Annotated in this window: 11 protein-coding genes; 7 read left to right on the forward strand and 4 right to left on the reverse strand. The window is 53.8% G+C overall.

Features of this window, described 5'->3' with window-relative positions; all coding sequences use genetic code 11:
- The first annotated feature begins 33 nt into the window (after positions 1-33).
- Positions 34-915, forward strand: a complete 882-nt coding sequence (locus HALA3H3_RS21115) for an acyltransferase (protein ID WP_022523516.1) — start codon at positions 34-36, stop codon at positions 913-915.
- A 116-nt stretch (positions 916-1,031) separates the two neighbouring features.
- Positions 1,032-1,829, forward strand: a complete 798-nt coding sequence (locus HALA3H3_RS21120) for a LysM peptidoglycan-binding domain-containing protein (RefSeq protein ID WP_027959398.1) — start codon at positions 1,032-1,034, stop codon at positions 1,827-1,829.
- Between the two features lie 92 nt (positions 1,830-1,921).
- Here the strand turns inward: HALA3H3_RS21120 and gcvT are convergent, their stop codons facing one another.
- Positions 1,922-3,034 carry a glycine cleavage system aminomethyltransferase GcvT gene (gene gcvT / locus HALA3H3_RS21125; RefSeq protein ID WP_022523518.1) on the reverse strand — a complete coding sequence of 371 codons (1,113 nt, stop codon included), beginning with the start codon at positions 3,032-3,034 and terminating at the stop codon, positions 1,922-1,924.
- Between the two features lie 123 nt (positions 3,035-3,157).
- The gene (locus HALA3H3_RS21130; RefSeq protein WP_022523519.1) at positions 3,158-4,567 is read right to left on the reverse strand and encodes an alanine/glycine:cation symporter family protein; all 1,410 of its coding nucleotides are present in this window, start codon (positions 4,565-4,567) and stop codon (positions 3,158-3,160) included.
- Between the two features lie 390 nt (positions 4,568-4,957).
- Between HALA3H3_RS21130 and gcvH the strand changes: the two genes are divergently transcribed.
- Both gcvH and gcvP read left to right on the forward strand, forming a co-directional pair.
- Positions 4,958-5,347, forward strand: coding sequence for a glycine cleavage system protein GcvH (gcvH, locus tag HALA3H3_RS21135; RefSeq protein WP_022523520.1), 390 nt, complete (start codon positions 4,958-4,960; stop codon positions 5,345-5,347).
- A 103-nt stretch (positions 5,348-5,450) separates the two neighbouring features.
- Entirely contained in the window at positions 5,451-8,345 is a 2,895-nt protein-coding gene (gene gcvP / locus HALA3H3_RS21140; protein ID WP_022523521.1) for an aminomethyl-transferring glycine dehydrogenase, read from the forward strand.
- An 83-nt stretch (positions 8,346-8,428) separates the two neighbouring features.
- On the opposite strand, the gene HALA3H3_RS21145 is transcribed toward gcvP, so the two are convergent.
- Entirely contained in the window at positions 8,429-9,334 is a 906-nt protein-coding gene (locus HALA3H3_RS21145) for a LysR family transcriptional regulator (RefSeq protein WP_009286662.1), read from the reverse strand.
- A 218-nt stretch (positions 9,335-9,552) separates the two neighbouring features.
- Between HALA3H3_RS21145 and ppnN the strand changes: the two genes are divergently transcribed.
- From ppnN to HALA3H3_RS21160, 3 genes are all read left to right on the forward strand, one after another.
- Positions 9,553-10,935, forward strand: a complete 1,383-nt coding sequence (gene ppnN / locus HALA3H3_RS21150; RefSeq protein WP_022523522.1) for a nucleotide 5'-monophosphate nucleosidase PpnN — start codon at positions 9,553-9,555, stop codon at positions 10,933-10,935.
- A gap of 224 nt (positions 10,936-11,159) precedes the next feature.
- Positions 11,160-11,894, forward strand: a complete 735-nt coding sequence (locus tag HALA3H3_RS21155) for a sulfite exporter TauE/SafE family protein (RefSeq protein WP_022523523.1) — start codon at positions 11,160-11,162, stop codon at positions 11,892-11,894.
- Positions 11,895-12,028: 134 nt separating this feature from the next.
- The gene (locus HALA3H3_RS21160; protein WP_022523524.1) at positions 12,029-12,229 is read left to right on the forward strand and encodes a hypothetical protein; all 201 of its coding nucleotides are present in this window, start codon (positions 12,029-12,031) and stop codon (positions 12,227-12,229) included.
- A 117-nt stretch (positions 12,230-12,346) separates the two neighbouring features.
- Here the strand turns inward: HALA3H3_RS21160 and HALA3H3_RS21165 are convergent, their stop codons facing one another.
- Positions 12,347-13,183: a DUF6694 family lipoprotein gene (locus tag HALA3H3_RS21165; RefSeq protein WP_022523525.1), complete on the reverse strand. Its 837-nt coding sequence runs from the start codon at positions 13,181-13,183 to the stop codon at positions 12,347-12,349.
- Between the last annotated feature and the right edge of the window lie 87 nt (positions 13,184-13,270).

Raw genomic sequence — 13,270 nt, forward strand, 5'->3', positions numbered from 1 at the left:
TACGTTATTGGTCTGACGGTAAGGAAACGTGGTATGCCTATTTTAAAGGGGCTGATTAGCGCTCTGCTGCTAACGCTCAACACGCTGTTCTGGGGCGTACCTCTCATTCTGCTGACGCTACTTAAAGTCATTGCCCCAGGGCAGCGGCTTAAACAGTTAGTGTTGCAGGGGCTGAATGGCGTTGCGCTTAACTGGATAGGCGTTAATCTTTGGTGGATGCGGCACTGGCTCAAACCCGTGCTACACGCCAGCGTACCTGATAATTTGAGCCCACAGCAGTGGTGGCTGGTGATATCCAACCACCGCAGTTGGACGGATATCTTTATGCTGTTGATGGCGTTGCATCGGCGTATCCCCATGCCACGTTTTTTCTTAAAACGTCAATTAATCTGGATCCCCATCGTAGGGTTGGCTTTTTGGGCACTAGAATTTCCTTTTATGCGCCGCTTTAGCCGCGAACAAGTCGCTAAAAACCCTAAACTGGCCACCATTGATCGAGCAGCTACCGAACGGATGTGTCAGCAGGCAAGGCACTCGCCCATTGCGATTTTTAATTTTGTCGAGGGCACCCGCTTTTCGGTTACCAAACGCGATGCCCAGCAGAGCCCCTACCGCCACTTATTACGCCCTAAAGCGGGCGGCATTGCCCAAGTACTTAGTCTGCTAGGCAACCAATTGGATGGTATCCTGGATGTGACGATCAGCTACGCTAACCCCTCGCCGACGTTTTGGGGCTTTTTATGCGGCAGGGAAGCGCCCATAACATTACAGGCACGGCAACTCAGCATTCCTGAGTGGATGTACGCATCAGAAAACCACGAAGAAAAGCAGCATAAGGAACGCTTCCACACATGGATCAATGCACTCTGGTTGGAAAAAGATGGCATGCTGGACAGCCGAACCGATCACGCCTAGCCGGCTGGCTCACTGTTTGGCTGTTAGCGGGACTACTGACCGGCTGTTCCAGCGCTCCTCCATCGTCATCCCAGCGAGCAGCCGCTCCTAGCGCCAGCCAGATCAGTGGCAACTGGGTGCAAGTACAGCGTGGCGACACGCTGGGTAAGCTGGCGGCCCGGGCTAACGTGCCACTGGAACGCTTGGAGCGCTTTAACCCAGGTGCCGATACGCGGCGCCTGGAAATTGGGCAACGTCTATTAATTCCTACCCAGCAGGAGCGGGCACCTTCAGGTGGCCCCTACCGCTATCAAATCCGTCCTGGTGATACGTTCTCGAGCATCGCCCGACATTTTGGCACTACCAGTGGCCGCATTCAGAGTGCCAACCCTAGTGCCTCTCCCACTAATTTGAGAATTGGCCAAATAGTCAGCCTCCCCCTTAGCGGTTCAGCGGCGCGAAGTTCATCTAGAAGCTCAGCAAACAGTAGCAGCTCTTCAAGCGCTAACAAGCCTGCCGCTGCACCTACCAGCAGCGCTCCCAGTCAGGCGCTACCCTCATCAGCCAGGCGCTGGCCCTGGCCGCTGGAGGATTATCGAGTGGTTCGCCGCTTCGGGCCAGACAGCCGAGGCACCCTGCAGCCCATGCTGCTGGCTACTCAAGCTGGCGCTCAGGCTAAAGCCGTCGCCCCTGGCGAAGTACGCTTTGCCGACGGTATGCGTCAGTTGGGTGAAGTGGTGATTGTGCACCATGCCAATAACCTCCAAACCGTATACGCCCTTTGCGAGCGCATTTTGGTCGAGGTAGGCAAACAGGTTAGCGCGGGAGACCCACTTTGTGAGGTAGGTCAAAGCAGTGCCACCCAACGCTATGATCTACTCTTTGATCTGCGCCAAGGCGGCAAACCCATCGATCCCAAGCAGGTTCTGCGCTAAAACACTCGCTTGAAACCATCCCTCGTAATACTGTCCTTTATAAAGCAACGGCCCCTAGCTTAAGCAGGGGCCGCGGGTAGATGGACACGCTTCTAGCCGCGATAGTAGCCCGGCTTTACAAACGGCGTGGGAGTTACCACCATAGGTAACTGTTTACCGCGTACCACCGCGAATACAGTGCTTTGCGGTGCTTCCTGCTCGCGAGTGACATAACCCATCGCCACAGGCTTACCGACGCTGGGACCAAAGCTGCCGGAGGTAACGATTCCAATCTCATTGCCTGCCTCATCCACAAGCGGCGCACCCTCACGCACCGGCGCGCGACCTTCAGCTAACAGCCCAACACGCTTGCGGGTGTGATCTTTGGCATCGACCTGATGAAGAATCACATCGGCGCCTGGAAAACCTCCCGGCCGATCACCGCCACGACGACGGGGCTTGCCAATCGCCCAAATTAGACCTGCTTCTATCGGGGTGGTTTGCTCATCCATATCGTGGCCATACAGGCATAAACCCGCTTCCAAACGCAGCGAGTCCCGCGCTCCCAGGCCAATCGCTTCGACTTCAGGCTCAGCTAGCAGTTGCTCAGCGAAGGCTTCGCAAGCATCGGCGGCGACGGAAATTTCAAAACCATCTTCACCGGTATAGCCGCTGCGGCTCACCCAAACCTCCTGCCCAGCAATAGTGAAGCGGCCATGCTGCATAAACACAAGCTCACAGGCTTCAGGGCAAAGCCGCTGCATGACATCCCGCGCCTGAGGCCCTTGGAGCGCTAGTAAGCCACGATCCAAAGGTTCAATTGTATGGGTTGACGCCAAATTGAGGCGCAGGTGAGTCAAGTCCTGATCTTTACAGGCGGCATTCACTACCAGATAGAAGTGATCACCCGCATTGACCACCATCAGGTCGTCAATAATGCCGCCTTCTGTGTTGGTGAACAGCCCGTAACGTTGGGCACCTTTCTCAAGGCTCATCAAATCGGCAGGAATCAAGGTTTCCAGGGCTTCGGCCACGCCGTCACCGGAAACGCTGATTTGCCCCATATGGGAGACATCGAACAGCCCGCACTTTTGACGGGTGTGTTCATGTTCTTTTTTGACCCCCAGCGGATACTGCACCGGCATATCGTAGCCAGCAAAAGGTACCATCTTGGCGCCTAGCTTGAGGTGCAGCGCATGCAGTGGCGTTTGCTTTAATTCAGACATAGGGGCTTTCCTCACTTAAAAGTGTTCGCTCAAAAAAGAGAACGGGAAGCCACTGATTAAGTGCCTTCCCGACTCTCCTGTTATTCACGTTCACCTACAGCGCCGATGAACGCGCTGCGGGTATTATTGGTCGTGATCCAGTGCTTCACCCGGCAATACGTCTTTGCCGTCGAAATAGTCCTTGGTTAGCTTAAAGACTACCGGCGAAAGCAGTGCCAAGGCAATCAGGTTCGGGATCGCCATCATGGCGTTGAAGGTATCCGCCATGAGCCAGATAAAGCCCAGTTGAGCGATGGCGCCCAGCGGGATGGCCAGTACGAACAGCACCCGATAGATCATAATAGAGCGAGTGCCAAACAGGAACTGGCAGCACTTCTCACCGTAAAATGACCAGCCTAGGATGGTGGTAAAGGCAAAAATCGCCAACGCAATGGCGACAATCTGATTGCCAAAGCCAGGCAGTGCAGCGTCAAACGAAAGCGCGGTCAGCGACGCCCCCGCTTCACCCTCTTGCCAAACCGTTGAGGTCAAAATCACCAACGCGGTAATCGTGCACACAAGAATGGTATCGATAAAAGTGCCCAACATCGCGATTAAGCCTTGGCGCACTGGATTTTTGGTTTTGGCCGCCGCGTGCGCGATCGGCGCACTACCCAAACCCGCTTCGTTGGAAAAGATCCCGCGTGCCACACCAAAACGAATCGCCGCCATGACGGCGGCGCCCGCGAAACCACCTGCGGCCGCCATGGGGTTGAAGGCATAGTAGAAGATCAAACCAAAAGCTTCACCGATCTGCCCGGCATTGACGATCAATACCAACAAGCCAGCCACTACGTAGGCAATGCCCATAATCGGCACCAACTTGCCCGCCACTTTAGCAATACGCTTGATACCGCCCAGAATCACCGCGCCAGCCAGCACCATAATGACCACCCCCGTGAGCCAGTGCGGCACGCCGAAGGTGGCGTCCATGGCGTCAGCAACGGAGTTGGACTGAACGGTATTGCCGATCCCGAAGGCTGCGACAGCGCCAAAAAATGAGAACAGGCCGCCCAACCATAGCCACTTTTTACCCAGGCCATTCTTGATGTAAAACATCGGCCCGCCCACGTGGTAGCCAGTGCTATCGGTTTCACGATAGCGCACGGCCAGCACCGCTTCAGCAAATTTAGTGGCCATACCCACCAGTGCGGTAATCCACATCCAAAACACAGCGCCAGGGCCACCTAACGCAATGGCTGTGGCGACACCGGCAATATTACCGGTACCGATGGTCGCAGAGAGTGCGGTCATCAAGGCATTAAAAGGAGATATTTCCCCTTCGTCTCCCTCTTTGGCAGCTGCCGCTTTACCCACCCCAGGTTTCGCATCACGCCCCGCCCACATTAGCTTGAAGCCCATGCCGAGCTTTCTAATCGGCATTAGTTTCAAGCCAAGCTGCAGGTAGATCCCCACACCGAGTAGCAGAATCAACATGACGGGCCCCCAGACCACGCCGTTGATCGCCCCTAAGAGGCTAGTTAATGCTTCCATGTTCATCTCCTCGCTTTGTTGGTATGCAATATTGGTGTGTATTATTGGCTTGTTGCGATTACGGGCTAGTCCTAACGACGCTATTGTTGGTTAGCGCACGATTTGAATGTTTTACACCATAAACTTAGCTAGCATCTAGGGTGATGTCGCTTGTGCATAGAGGATACCGCTTTTTTCATAACCCGATCTTCTGCACAAACCCGGCGAAAAGTAGCTGAACCGATAACGCTACCAAGCAAGCTTTGAAGCAACGAAGAAATTTGTTTCCGATTGGAAACACGTTAACATGCTTGCTTATTCGCTCGATCTACCCCAGTCACTAGTCGCCAAGGCGAACGACAACCGCTAGTATGCTCGGGCCCAGAAAACTGTTTCATATAGGAAAACACCATGAGCAATCTTCCTACCAATCTTCGTTACGCAGAAAGCCACGAGTGGGTGCTGGATAATAAGGACGGCACCGTGACCGTGGGTATAACTGATCACGCCCAGCAGGCGCTCGGCGATGTCGTGTTTGTTGAACTGCCTGAAGTGGGAACAGCGCTGAACAAAGGGCAAGAGTTTGGCGTTATCGAATCGGTAAAAGCTGCTTCTGATCTCTACTCACCGGTTGTTGGCGAAGTCATTGAGGTCAATGACGCTCTTGAAGACGCCCCTGAAACAGTCAATGAAGCGCCTTACGAAGGCGGCTGGATTATGAAAGTGCGTTTAGACAGCGACTCACTTGATGGCCTGCTCGACGCAGATGCCTATCAAGCAACGCTAAGCGCCGACGACTAAAGGCGGTAGCTGAATCATATATTAGGGCCTGCCTTTATCCTTTATCGCAGGCTCTTCGCTTAACGCCCTGCACGGTTCTCTCTTAACGTCCGGAATCTTCTTCATGTCTCTTGAAACACGCCGTCTGGCCGAGCTGGCCGATCACGATGCTTTTATCAAACGTCATAATGGTCCAAGTCAAGATGACGTGGCCACCATGTTAAAAGCGCTCAACATGCAGCACATGGAAGATCTGATTGAACAGACCGTGCCGAGCGATATCCGTCTTGGCCGTGAGCTAGCGCTTGATGAACCGCGCAGCGAATCAGAGGCGCTAGAGTACCTAGCGCACCTCGCGCGGCAGAACCGCGTGGCTAAGAGCTATATTGGTCAGGGCTATTACGGCACCCATATGCCCGCGGTGATTCAGCGCAACGTATTGGAAAACCCAGGCTGGTACACGGCCTACACCCCCTACCAGCCGGAGATTTCTCAAGGACGCCTGGAAGGCTTGCTTAACTTCCAGCAGGTGGTCATGGATTTAACCGGCATGGAGCTGGCTAATGCGTCGCTGCTCGACGAAGCCACCGCTGCCGCCGAAGCCATGGCGCTGTGTAAGCGTGGTAATAAGAAAAGCAAATCCAACGCTTTTTTCGTCGCCGACGATGTTTTCCCGCAAACGCTGGATGTCGTTAAAACCCGTGCCGAGTTCTTTGGCTTTGAGCTGATCACCGGCCCTGCAGAAGAGTTGGCCAGCCACGATGTGTTTGGAGCCCTGGTTCAGTACCCCTCTGCCAGTGGTGAAGTGCGCGATCTGGCACCGCTATTAAGCGCCGCGGCTGAGCGCAATATAATGACCTGCGTGGCCAGCGATCTTTTGAGTCTGGTGCTGCTTAAAGAACCCGGCCAGCTGGGCGCGGATATTGTGGTGGGCAACTCCCAACGCTTTGGCGTACCCATGGGCTTTGGTGGCCCTCACGCGGCGTTCTTTGCTACATCCGACAAGCTCAAGCGCTCGATTCCTGGGCGTATCATCGGCGTATCAAAAGATAGCCGTGGTAACACCGCCCTGCGCATGGCAATGCAGACCCGCGAGCAGCATATCCGCCGCGAGAAAGCGACGTCCAATATCTGTACCGCCCAGGCGCTTCTGGCCAACATCGCAGGCTTTTATGCCACCTATCACGGTGCAGAAGGGTTGCGCAAAATTGCCGGCCGCGTTCATCGCCTAGCCACCCTGCTTGCCGAAGGCCTTAAGCAGGCAGGCGTATCGCTCGCTCATGACAGCTGGTTTGATACGCTACGTCTGACAGGTGTTGATGCAGGTAAGATCCATGGCCGAGCCATGACCCATGATATTAATCTGCACTACTTCGGCAATGGCGATGTCGGTATTAGCCTGGATGAAACCACCACCGCCCACGATGTAGCCACATTGTTTGATGTGCTGCTGGGCGATGAGCACGGCCTTGCCGTTGCAGTATTGGACGAGCAAGTGGTAGCTAGCGGCGCTTCCGGCATTCCCACGGCATGCCAGCGCGAAAGCGACTTCTTGAGCCATCCCACCTTTAACCGCTACCGCAGCGAAACCGAAATGCTGCGCTACTTAAAGCGTCTGGAGAATAAGGATCTGTCGCTTGCCCATGCAATGATCCCGCTCGGCTCCTGCACCATGAAGCTCAACGCCACCAGCGAAATGATCCCCGTCTCCTGGCCCTCGTTTGCGCACCTTCACCCCTTTGCACCTCGCGACCAGGTGGCTGGCTATCATCAAATGATCGACGAGCTCTCGGCCTTCCTGGTCGAAGTCACCGGTTACGATCACCTCTCGATGCAGCCTAACTCCGGCGCTCAGGGTGAATATGCTGGCCTTGTGGCAATTCGTCGTTACCAAGCGGCCCAAGGCGAAGGTCATCGCGATGTCTGCTTGATTCCAAGCTCTGCCCACGGTACCAACCCTGCCTCGGCAGCCATGGTGCAAATGAAGGTGGTGGTGGTCGAGTGCGATCAAAACGGCAATATCGACATAGCGGATTTACGCGCTAAAGCTGAACAGCATAGCGATAAGCTCTCCGCCATTATGCTGACCTACCCATCCACACACGGGGTGTTTGAAACCAGCGTACGCGAAGCGTGCAAGATCGTTCACGACAACGGTGGTCAGGTGTATATCGATGGCGCCAATATGAACGCCCAGGTAGGGTTAACCCGTCCTGGCGATTTTGGCGGCGATGTGTCTCACCTTAACCTGCACAAAACGTTCTGTATTCCCCACGGTGGCGGCGGCCCGGGCATGGGCCCTATCGGCGTGAAAGCCCACTTGGTGCCCTACGTTTCAAACCATGTGGTAACACCTATCAACGGCGTCAACACTGATAGCGGTGCAGTCTCCGCGGCTGCCTTCGGCAGTGCTTCCATTCTGCCCATTTCCTGGACCTACATTAAGATGATGGGTGCCCGCGGGCTGCGGGAAGCTACCGAGCTTGCCATCCTAAACGCCAATTACATTGCCAAACGATTGGAAGCGGCATTCCCGATTCTATACCGCGGTCAGAACGGTACCGTTGCCCACGAATGCATAATCGATATTCGTCCGCTCAAAGCGGCCTCTGGGATTAGCGAGGAGGATATCGCCAAGCGTTTGATGGATTACGGTTTTCACGCACCAACCATGTCGTTCCCAGTGCCGGGCACGCTGATGATCGAACCGACTGAGTCTGAGTCGCTGTATGAAATCGACCGTTTCTGCGATGCGATGATTGCCATTCGTGACGAGATCGCCCGAGTGGAGAGCGGCGAATGGCCGTTGGATAATAATCCGCTGGTCAATGCGCCACATACCCAGGCGGATCTAATGGATAGCGACTGGCAGCGGCCTTATGACCGCCAGTTGGCCGCCTTCCCGACCGCGGCTGTTCAAGCCGCTAAATACTGGCCCGCCGTTAACCGCGTCGATAACGTTTTCGGTGACCGTCAGTTAATCTGCTCCTGCCCTAGCATCGACGAATATCGCAACTAGCGGCAAAGCTGGCAAGATGTGAAAAAGCTGGCAAGATGTGAAGCGATAGCGCTCTAAGTAACGAAAACGCCCTTGGTGCCTAATCAATTAGACGGCATCAAGGGCGTTTTTTCTTGCAGACGCTGAGCGTGAAAACCGTCTAACAGCTTCGCGTAGCGCTTAGGCAGCACCGAGTCGCGGCGGCGCAGCAAATAGAGCACTTCATTGACCGCATTGGGCAGGTTCAACGCTTTTACCTGGCGCTGCCAAGGCGAAGTTTCCAATACCAATCGCGATACCACGCTAAAGCCCAATCCCCTGGCCACTGCATCCAGCACCATGCTGACCTCATTGGTAAAGCCTTGATGGCGGAAATGGGTCATTGAGCGAAACTCGTCGGGGTAATTGGCTCGCAGCAGTGCATTGGCATGGTTAATGCCGTCGTAATAATTGAGAAAGCCGATGCCCATTAAATCTGATAACGTGCTGCCCGCAAAATCTGCAGGCACCACCAAGCAGAGCGGTTCTTCATGCCAAATGCTGCAGCTAAGCTCAGGGTGCCGCATTGCCTCGGTGACTATCCCGATGTCATAACGCCCTTCAAGCAGGTCATTGACGATTTCGTGGTTGAACGCAAAGCTATAGTTGACCGTTAAATTGGGGTGCATTTGCTGCTGCCCCAATATATACGGATAGAACATCAGGCCAACGCTACCCGGCGAGGCAATGCGGCAGTCACCGCTATCCAAAGAGTCATCGTCTAGCCCGTGACGGAACTGTTCATGCTCAGCAAATAACTTTAAAGCGTAATCGTAAGCACGCCGCCCCGATTCGGTTAATGTAAAGCTACGCCCCTTGCGCTCTAGCAGCTCTTTATTTAAATAGTCTTCTAACTTGCGTACATGCTGGCTTACGCCCGGCTGGGTCATTTCTAAACGTTGCGCCGTACGGGTAAAACTGCCTGTTTCAACAAGCGTAATAAAGGTACGAAAATAGTGGGCATTGAACATAGTGAAGCGCCATGGTCTTTGATAACGGTCTTTAGCAGCTCTCTTTGAGAACCCGCTTTAGGCAACAGTTTAGTAACTAACAAAAAACGCTATTGCCGCCGCCCTATAAAATAGACCTCATAATAGCACACCCCGGCGAGCCAGCCGCTGCGCTGTACCCACCGCTTGGGCGTGGTAATATGCCAAGAGACATCAAACGATTAGGGACAGCCCCGCTAATGACCGAAAACGTTCAACCTCGCGCCACTCTTTCCAGCATCATTTCCCCCGAGGGGAGCCTCGAAGTACTCTCTCAGCATGAAGTTAATCGACTGCATAAAACTTCTCAAAGCGGTCTGCACGACCTTCTTCGGCGCTGTGCGTTGGCAGTACTCAATTGCGGTAATCCCAGCGACGATAGCCTGGCGATTTTAGAAGCCTATAAAGATTTCGATATTGAAGTGCTGCAGCAAGACCGCGGCATTCGCTTAAAGCTCACTAACGCCCCCGCCGAAGCCTTTGTTGATGGCCGCATGATTCGCGGTATCCGCGAGCATCTATCCTCGATCATTCGCGACATCGTTTACGTCTACAATGAGATTCAGCACCACAATCGTTTTGACCTGAGTACGGGAGAAGGCACCACCAATGCGGTCTTCCATATTCTGCGCAAAGCGGGCACGCTCAAACCCGGCCGCGACCCTAGCCTGGTGGTGTGCTGGGGCGGTCACTCTATCTCCCGGGAAGAGTACGAATATACCAAAGATGTGGGCTATCACTTGGGTCTGCGCGATTTAGATATTTGTACCGGCTGTGGCCCTGGCGCAATGAAAGGCCCCATGAAAGGCGCGAACGTTGCCCATGCCAAGCAGCGGCGTAAAGAAGGCCGCTATTTGGGTGTTTCAGAGCCCGGCATTATCGCTGCCGAAGCGCCTAACCCCATCGTCAATGAACTGGTTGTCATGCCAGACATTGAAAAACGCTTGGAAGCCTTTGTGCGCCTGGGCCATGGCATTATTGTGTTTCCTGGCGGGGTGGGCACCGCAGAAGAGATTCTCTATCTGCTGGGCATTCTGCTGCACCCTAGCAACCAGGATATTCCTTTTCCGTTAATTTTCACTGGCCCTGCTGATTCTGCGGCCTACTTTCAGAAAATTGATGAATTTCTGGTCTATACCCTCGGTGAGGATATCCGCCGTTACTACACCATCATTACCGGCGATCCGGTCTCGGTTGCACGCACCATGCGCCACGGCATCGATGAGATCGCTGAATTCCGGCGCACCCATCAGGATGCTTTCTACTACAACTGGCGATTGACCATTGCGCGCGACTTCCAGGCAACCTTTGAACCGACACACGACGCCATGCGTGGCTTAGCGCTCCACCGCCAGCAGCCTACCCATGAGCTCGCTGCTAATCTGCGCCGCGCTTTCTCGGGGATCGTCGCAGGCAACGTCAAAGAGGCTGGCATTCGAGCCATTGAAGCTCATGGCCCCTTTGTACTGACCGCAGAGCCCGAACTAATGCAACGCCTTGACGAGCTACTCACCTCGTTTGTAGCCCAAGGGCGCATGAAACTCGATGGCCAGCACTATGTGCCCTGCTATGTGCTGAAATAACAGCGTTTAGGCTCTGCCTGAAAACTGGCTGCGCTCGACCATACGGCGTTAAAAATCGGCTCAAAGTACTCATTTACACAACGTAAACTCCGTCTTTTCGCCGATTTTTGCCTTGTCTGGCCTTCGCTCGCCGACTTTTCAGACAAAACCTAATCCTGAAGAAAATCAATACGCACAGCTGCCGGTTGCGTGGCGGCTGTGCGCTAAAAAGGGCCGGTAACCTTATGCTGTTAATTGCGTTTATAGCGCTACTCGTTGCAGGTATCGTCAAAGGTGCCATCGGTTCAGGTGTCCCGGTTATTGTCGTACCCATTCTCACCATGCTGTACGACGTTCAACTCGCTATCGCTCTATTAGTCGCGCCTAACCTATTTAGTAATGCTTTACAGGTATGGCAATATCGACGCCACCTACTACCCTTGCGCTTCTTGGCAGCTTTCTCCATTGCTGGCGGGCTAGGCATCGTTCTGGGCACTTGGGGATTAGTCGTTTTATCTCCCGAAATACTGTCACTGGGTGTCGCGGGTGTGATCGTGCTTTACCTGATCATCAAAGTGATGAAACGTCGTATCGCCCTGCCTTTTAATATCGCTGCGCGACTAGTGATCCCTATTGGCCTACTCGCTGGCGTGCTTCAAGGCGCTGCAGGCATGTCGGCGCCAGCCTCGGTTACGTTTCTCAATGCGATGCAGTTGAAACGAAGCGTATTTATTGGCTCCATCTCAGTCTTCTTCGTCGCTATTACCAGTGTTCAAATACCGGCGCTTTTAAACGCGGGCATTTTAACTCTGGAACGCTTTTTGTTTAGTATTTTTGCCCTTGTGGTGATACTCGCCGCCATGCCCCTAGGCGCCCGCCTGGGCAATCGGCTGCCCCACCGCTGGTTTGATAATTTGGTTATGCTGCTGCTGGCAAGTATCGCCGGTAAAATTTTTATCGATACGCTGATGGCTGGCTAGCCCACGGAAAACCTTTTCTACGCTTTTTTTCTCACTTCAGCTAAGCAGTGTTGAGAACCAAGTCAGGTAAAAGCGGCCAGAATAGCTACACTGAGTGAGCATTACCTCACTATTGACCTTGAAAGGAACTCAACATGTCGATGATTAATCAGCTAAAAGATGTCAAAACCAAAGATTTCGCCAAGCACTGCTATGAAAGCAGCAGCGTCGATAAACTACGCGAGGCGTCGGCAGGCAGCGCCGATCAGTCAGAAATGGAGCATTGGGGGTTAACCGAAGGGCAGTGGGAAGAGGCAATTGTTGCCGCCCTCGCCGACCATGAAGCCAAAGAGTAAGTAACCCCGTTTGGCGAAAAGATAATTGGTAGAAATGTTTGCGCCCTATCGGATAACCGCTAGGGCGCTGTGGTTTTTGCATCGCTTACCTCACAAAGAGCTTAGTCCACACGAGACTCACTCCAAACGGGAGAAAGCAATGCCACCATACTCCTTCTGCAGTTGCTCAAGCCTGGCCAGTTCGTGTTCCGTTAGCTCAGGGGAGTCCCATAATGGCTGCTCATCAAGCCCTTTCAACCCTTGCAAGGTGACCGTCAGCTCTGCATCGCTGGGTATTTGAGCATTCCCCCATGGGCCAAAGCGGTTAGGCGCAAGGCTCCACTCAAGTGTTTCACCAGGCTCAATGCCACCAGGAACAACGTAGTAAAACGTTTCGTCTACCCAAGCTGCTGAGTGATCAGAGCTCGTCACCACGCCCCTCAACAGAAGCTCAGAAATGGCCTGATCCGTGTCATTGGTCACTGTAAGATCAATCACAGGTTCCGGAGCGCCATAAGGGCTTGAGCCAATGTAATAGCGAGCACTGTCAATGGTAAACCGCGCTAACTGCTGCTGATCACTGGTGGCTTTTGCACGCTTCTCTTCCAGCCGCTTTAAGGTGCGAATAGCCTGTTCGCGTTCGCGTGCCCGACGCTCGCGCAGAATTTGATCGGCACGCTGAATCACCTGATCCCCCGTTAACCCATGCATTTGCACATTGGCAGTTTCGGCAATCTCAGCGGCATTCATGCGGTGGGGGTTGAGAATATCGATACCACTAAACGACGTCGACGTGGCGATAATGATCAAGCCTTGATCAAACTCATCGCGCTTGTAGGTGGGCAAGGAGTTACGCACTTTCTCAACCGAGACAACCGACGCAGGCATGGAGCTAGTATCAATTTTGGGATCTGAGCAACCAGCTATCATGAGTACTGATAGTGATATTGCAGACAGCCTTAGCAGGCTCCACATACAATCACCTCAACGCAACCAAAAATAAAAAATTGTCGAGGAGCTTAACGGAAAGCGCTATTCACCACTAGCCCCTGCTAGCTTTGA

The organism is Halomonas sp. A3H3, from assembly GCF_000982975.1.
Lineage (GTDB): Bacteria > Pseudomonadota > Gammaproteobacteria > Pseudomonadales > Halomonadaceae > Vreelandella > Vreelandella titanicae.

Bases quoted from the DNA above. Each gene is read 5' to 3' on its own strand.
- HALA3H3_RS21115 (WP_022523516.1), top strand. From the start codon at position 34: ATGCCTATTTTAAAGGGGCTGATTAGCGCTCTGCTGCTAACGCTCAAC.
- gcvT (WP_022523518.1), bottom strand. From the start codon at position 3,034: ATGTCTGAATTAAAGCAAACGCCACTGCATGCGCTGCACCTCAAGCTA.
- HALA3H3_RS21130 (WP_022523519.1), bottom strand. From the start codon at position 4,567: ATGGAAGCATTAACTAGCCTCTTAGGGGCGATCAACGGCGTGGTCTGG.
- gcvH (WP_022523520.1), top strand. From the start codon at position 4,958: ATGAGCAATCTTCCTACCAATCTTCGTTACGCAGAAAGCCACGAGTGG.
- gcvP (WP_022523521.1), top strand. From the start codon at position 5,451: ATGTCTCTTGAAACACGCCGTCTGGCCGAGCTGGCCGATCACGATGCT.
- HALA3H3_RS21145 (WP_009286662.1), bottom strand. From the start codon at position 9,334: ATGTTCAATGCCCACTATTTTCGTACCTTTATTACGCTTGTTGAAACA.
- ppnN (WP_022523522.1), top strand. From the start codon at position 9,553: ATGACCGAAAACGTTCAACCTCGCGCCACTCTTTCCAGCATCATTTCC.
- HALA3H3_RS21155 (WP_022523523.1), top strand. From the start codon at position 11,160: ATGCTGTTAATTGCGTTTATAGCGCTACTCGTTGCAGGTATCGTCAAA.
- HALA3H3_RS21160 (WP_022523524.1), top strand. From the start codon at position 12,029: ATGTCGATGATTAATCAGCTAAAAGATGTCAAAACCAAAGATTTCGCC.
- HALA3H3_RS21165 (WP_022523525.1), bottom strand. From the start codon at position 13,183: ATGTGGAGCCTGCTAAGGCTGTCTGCAATATCACTATCAGTACTCATG.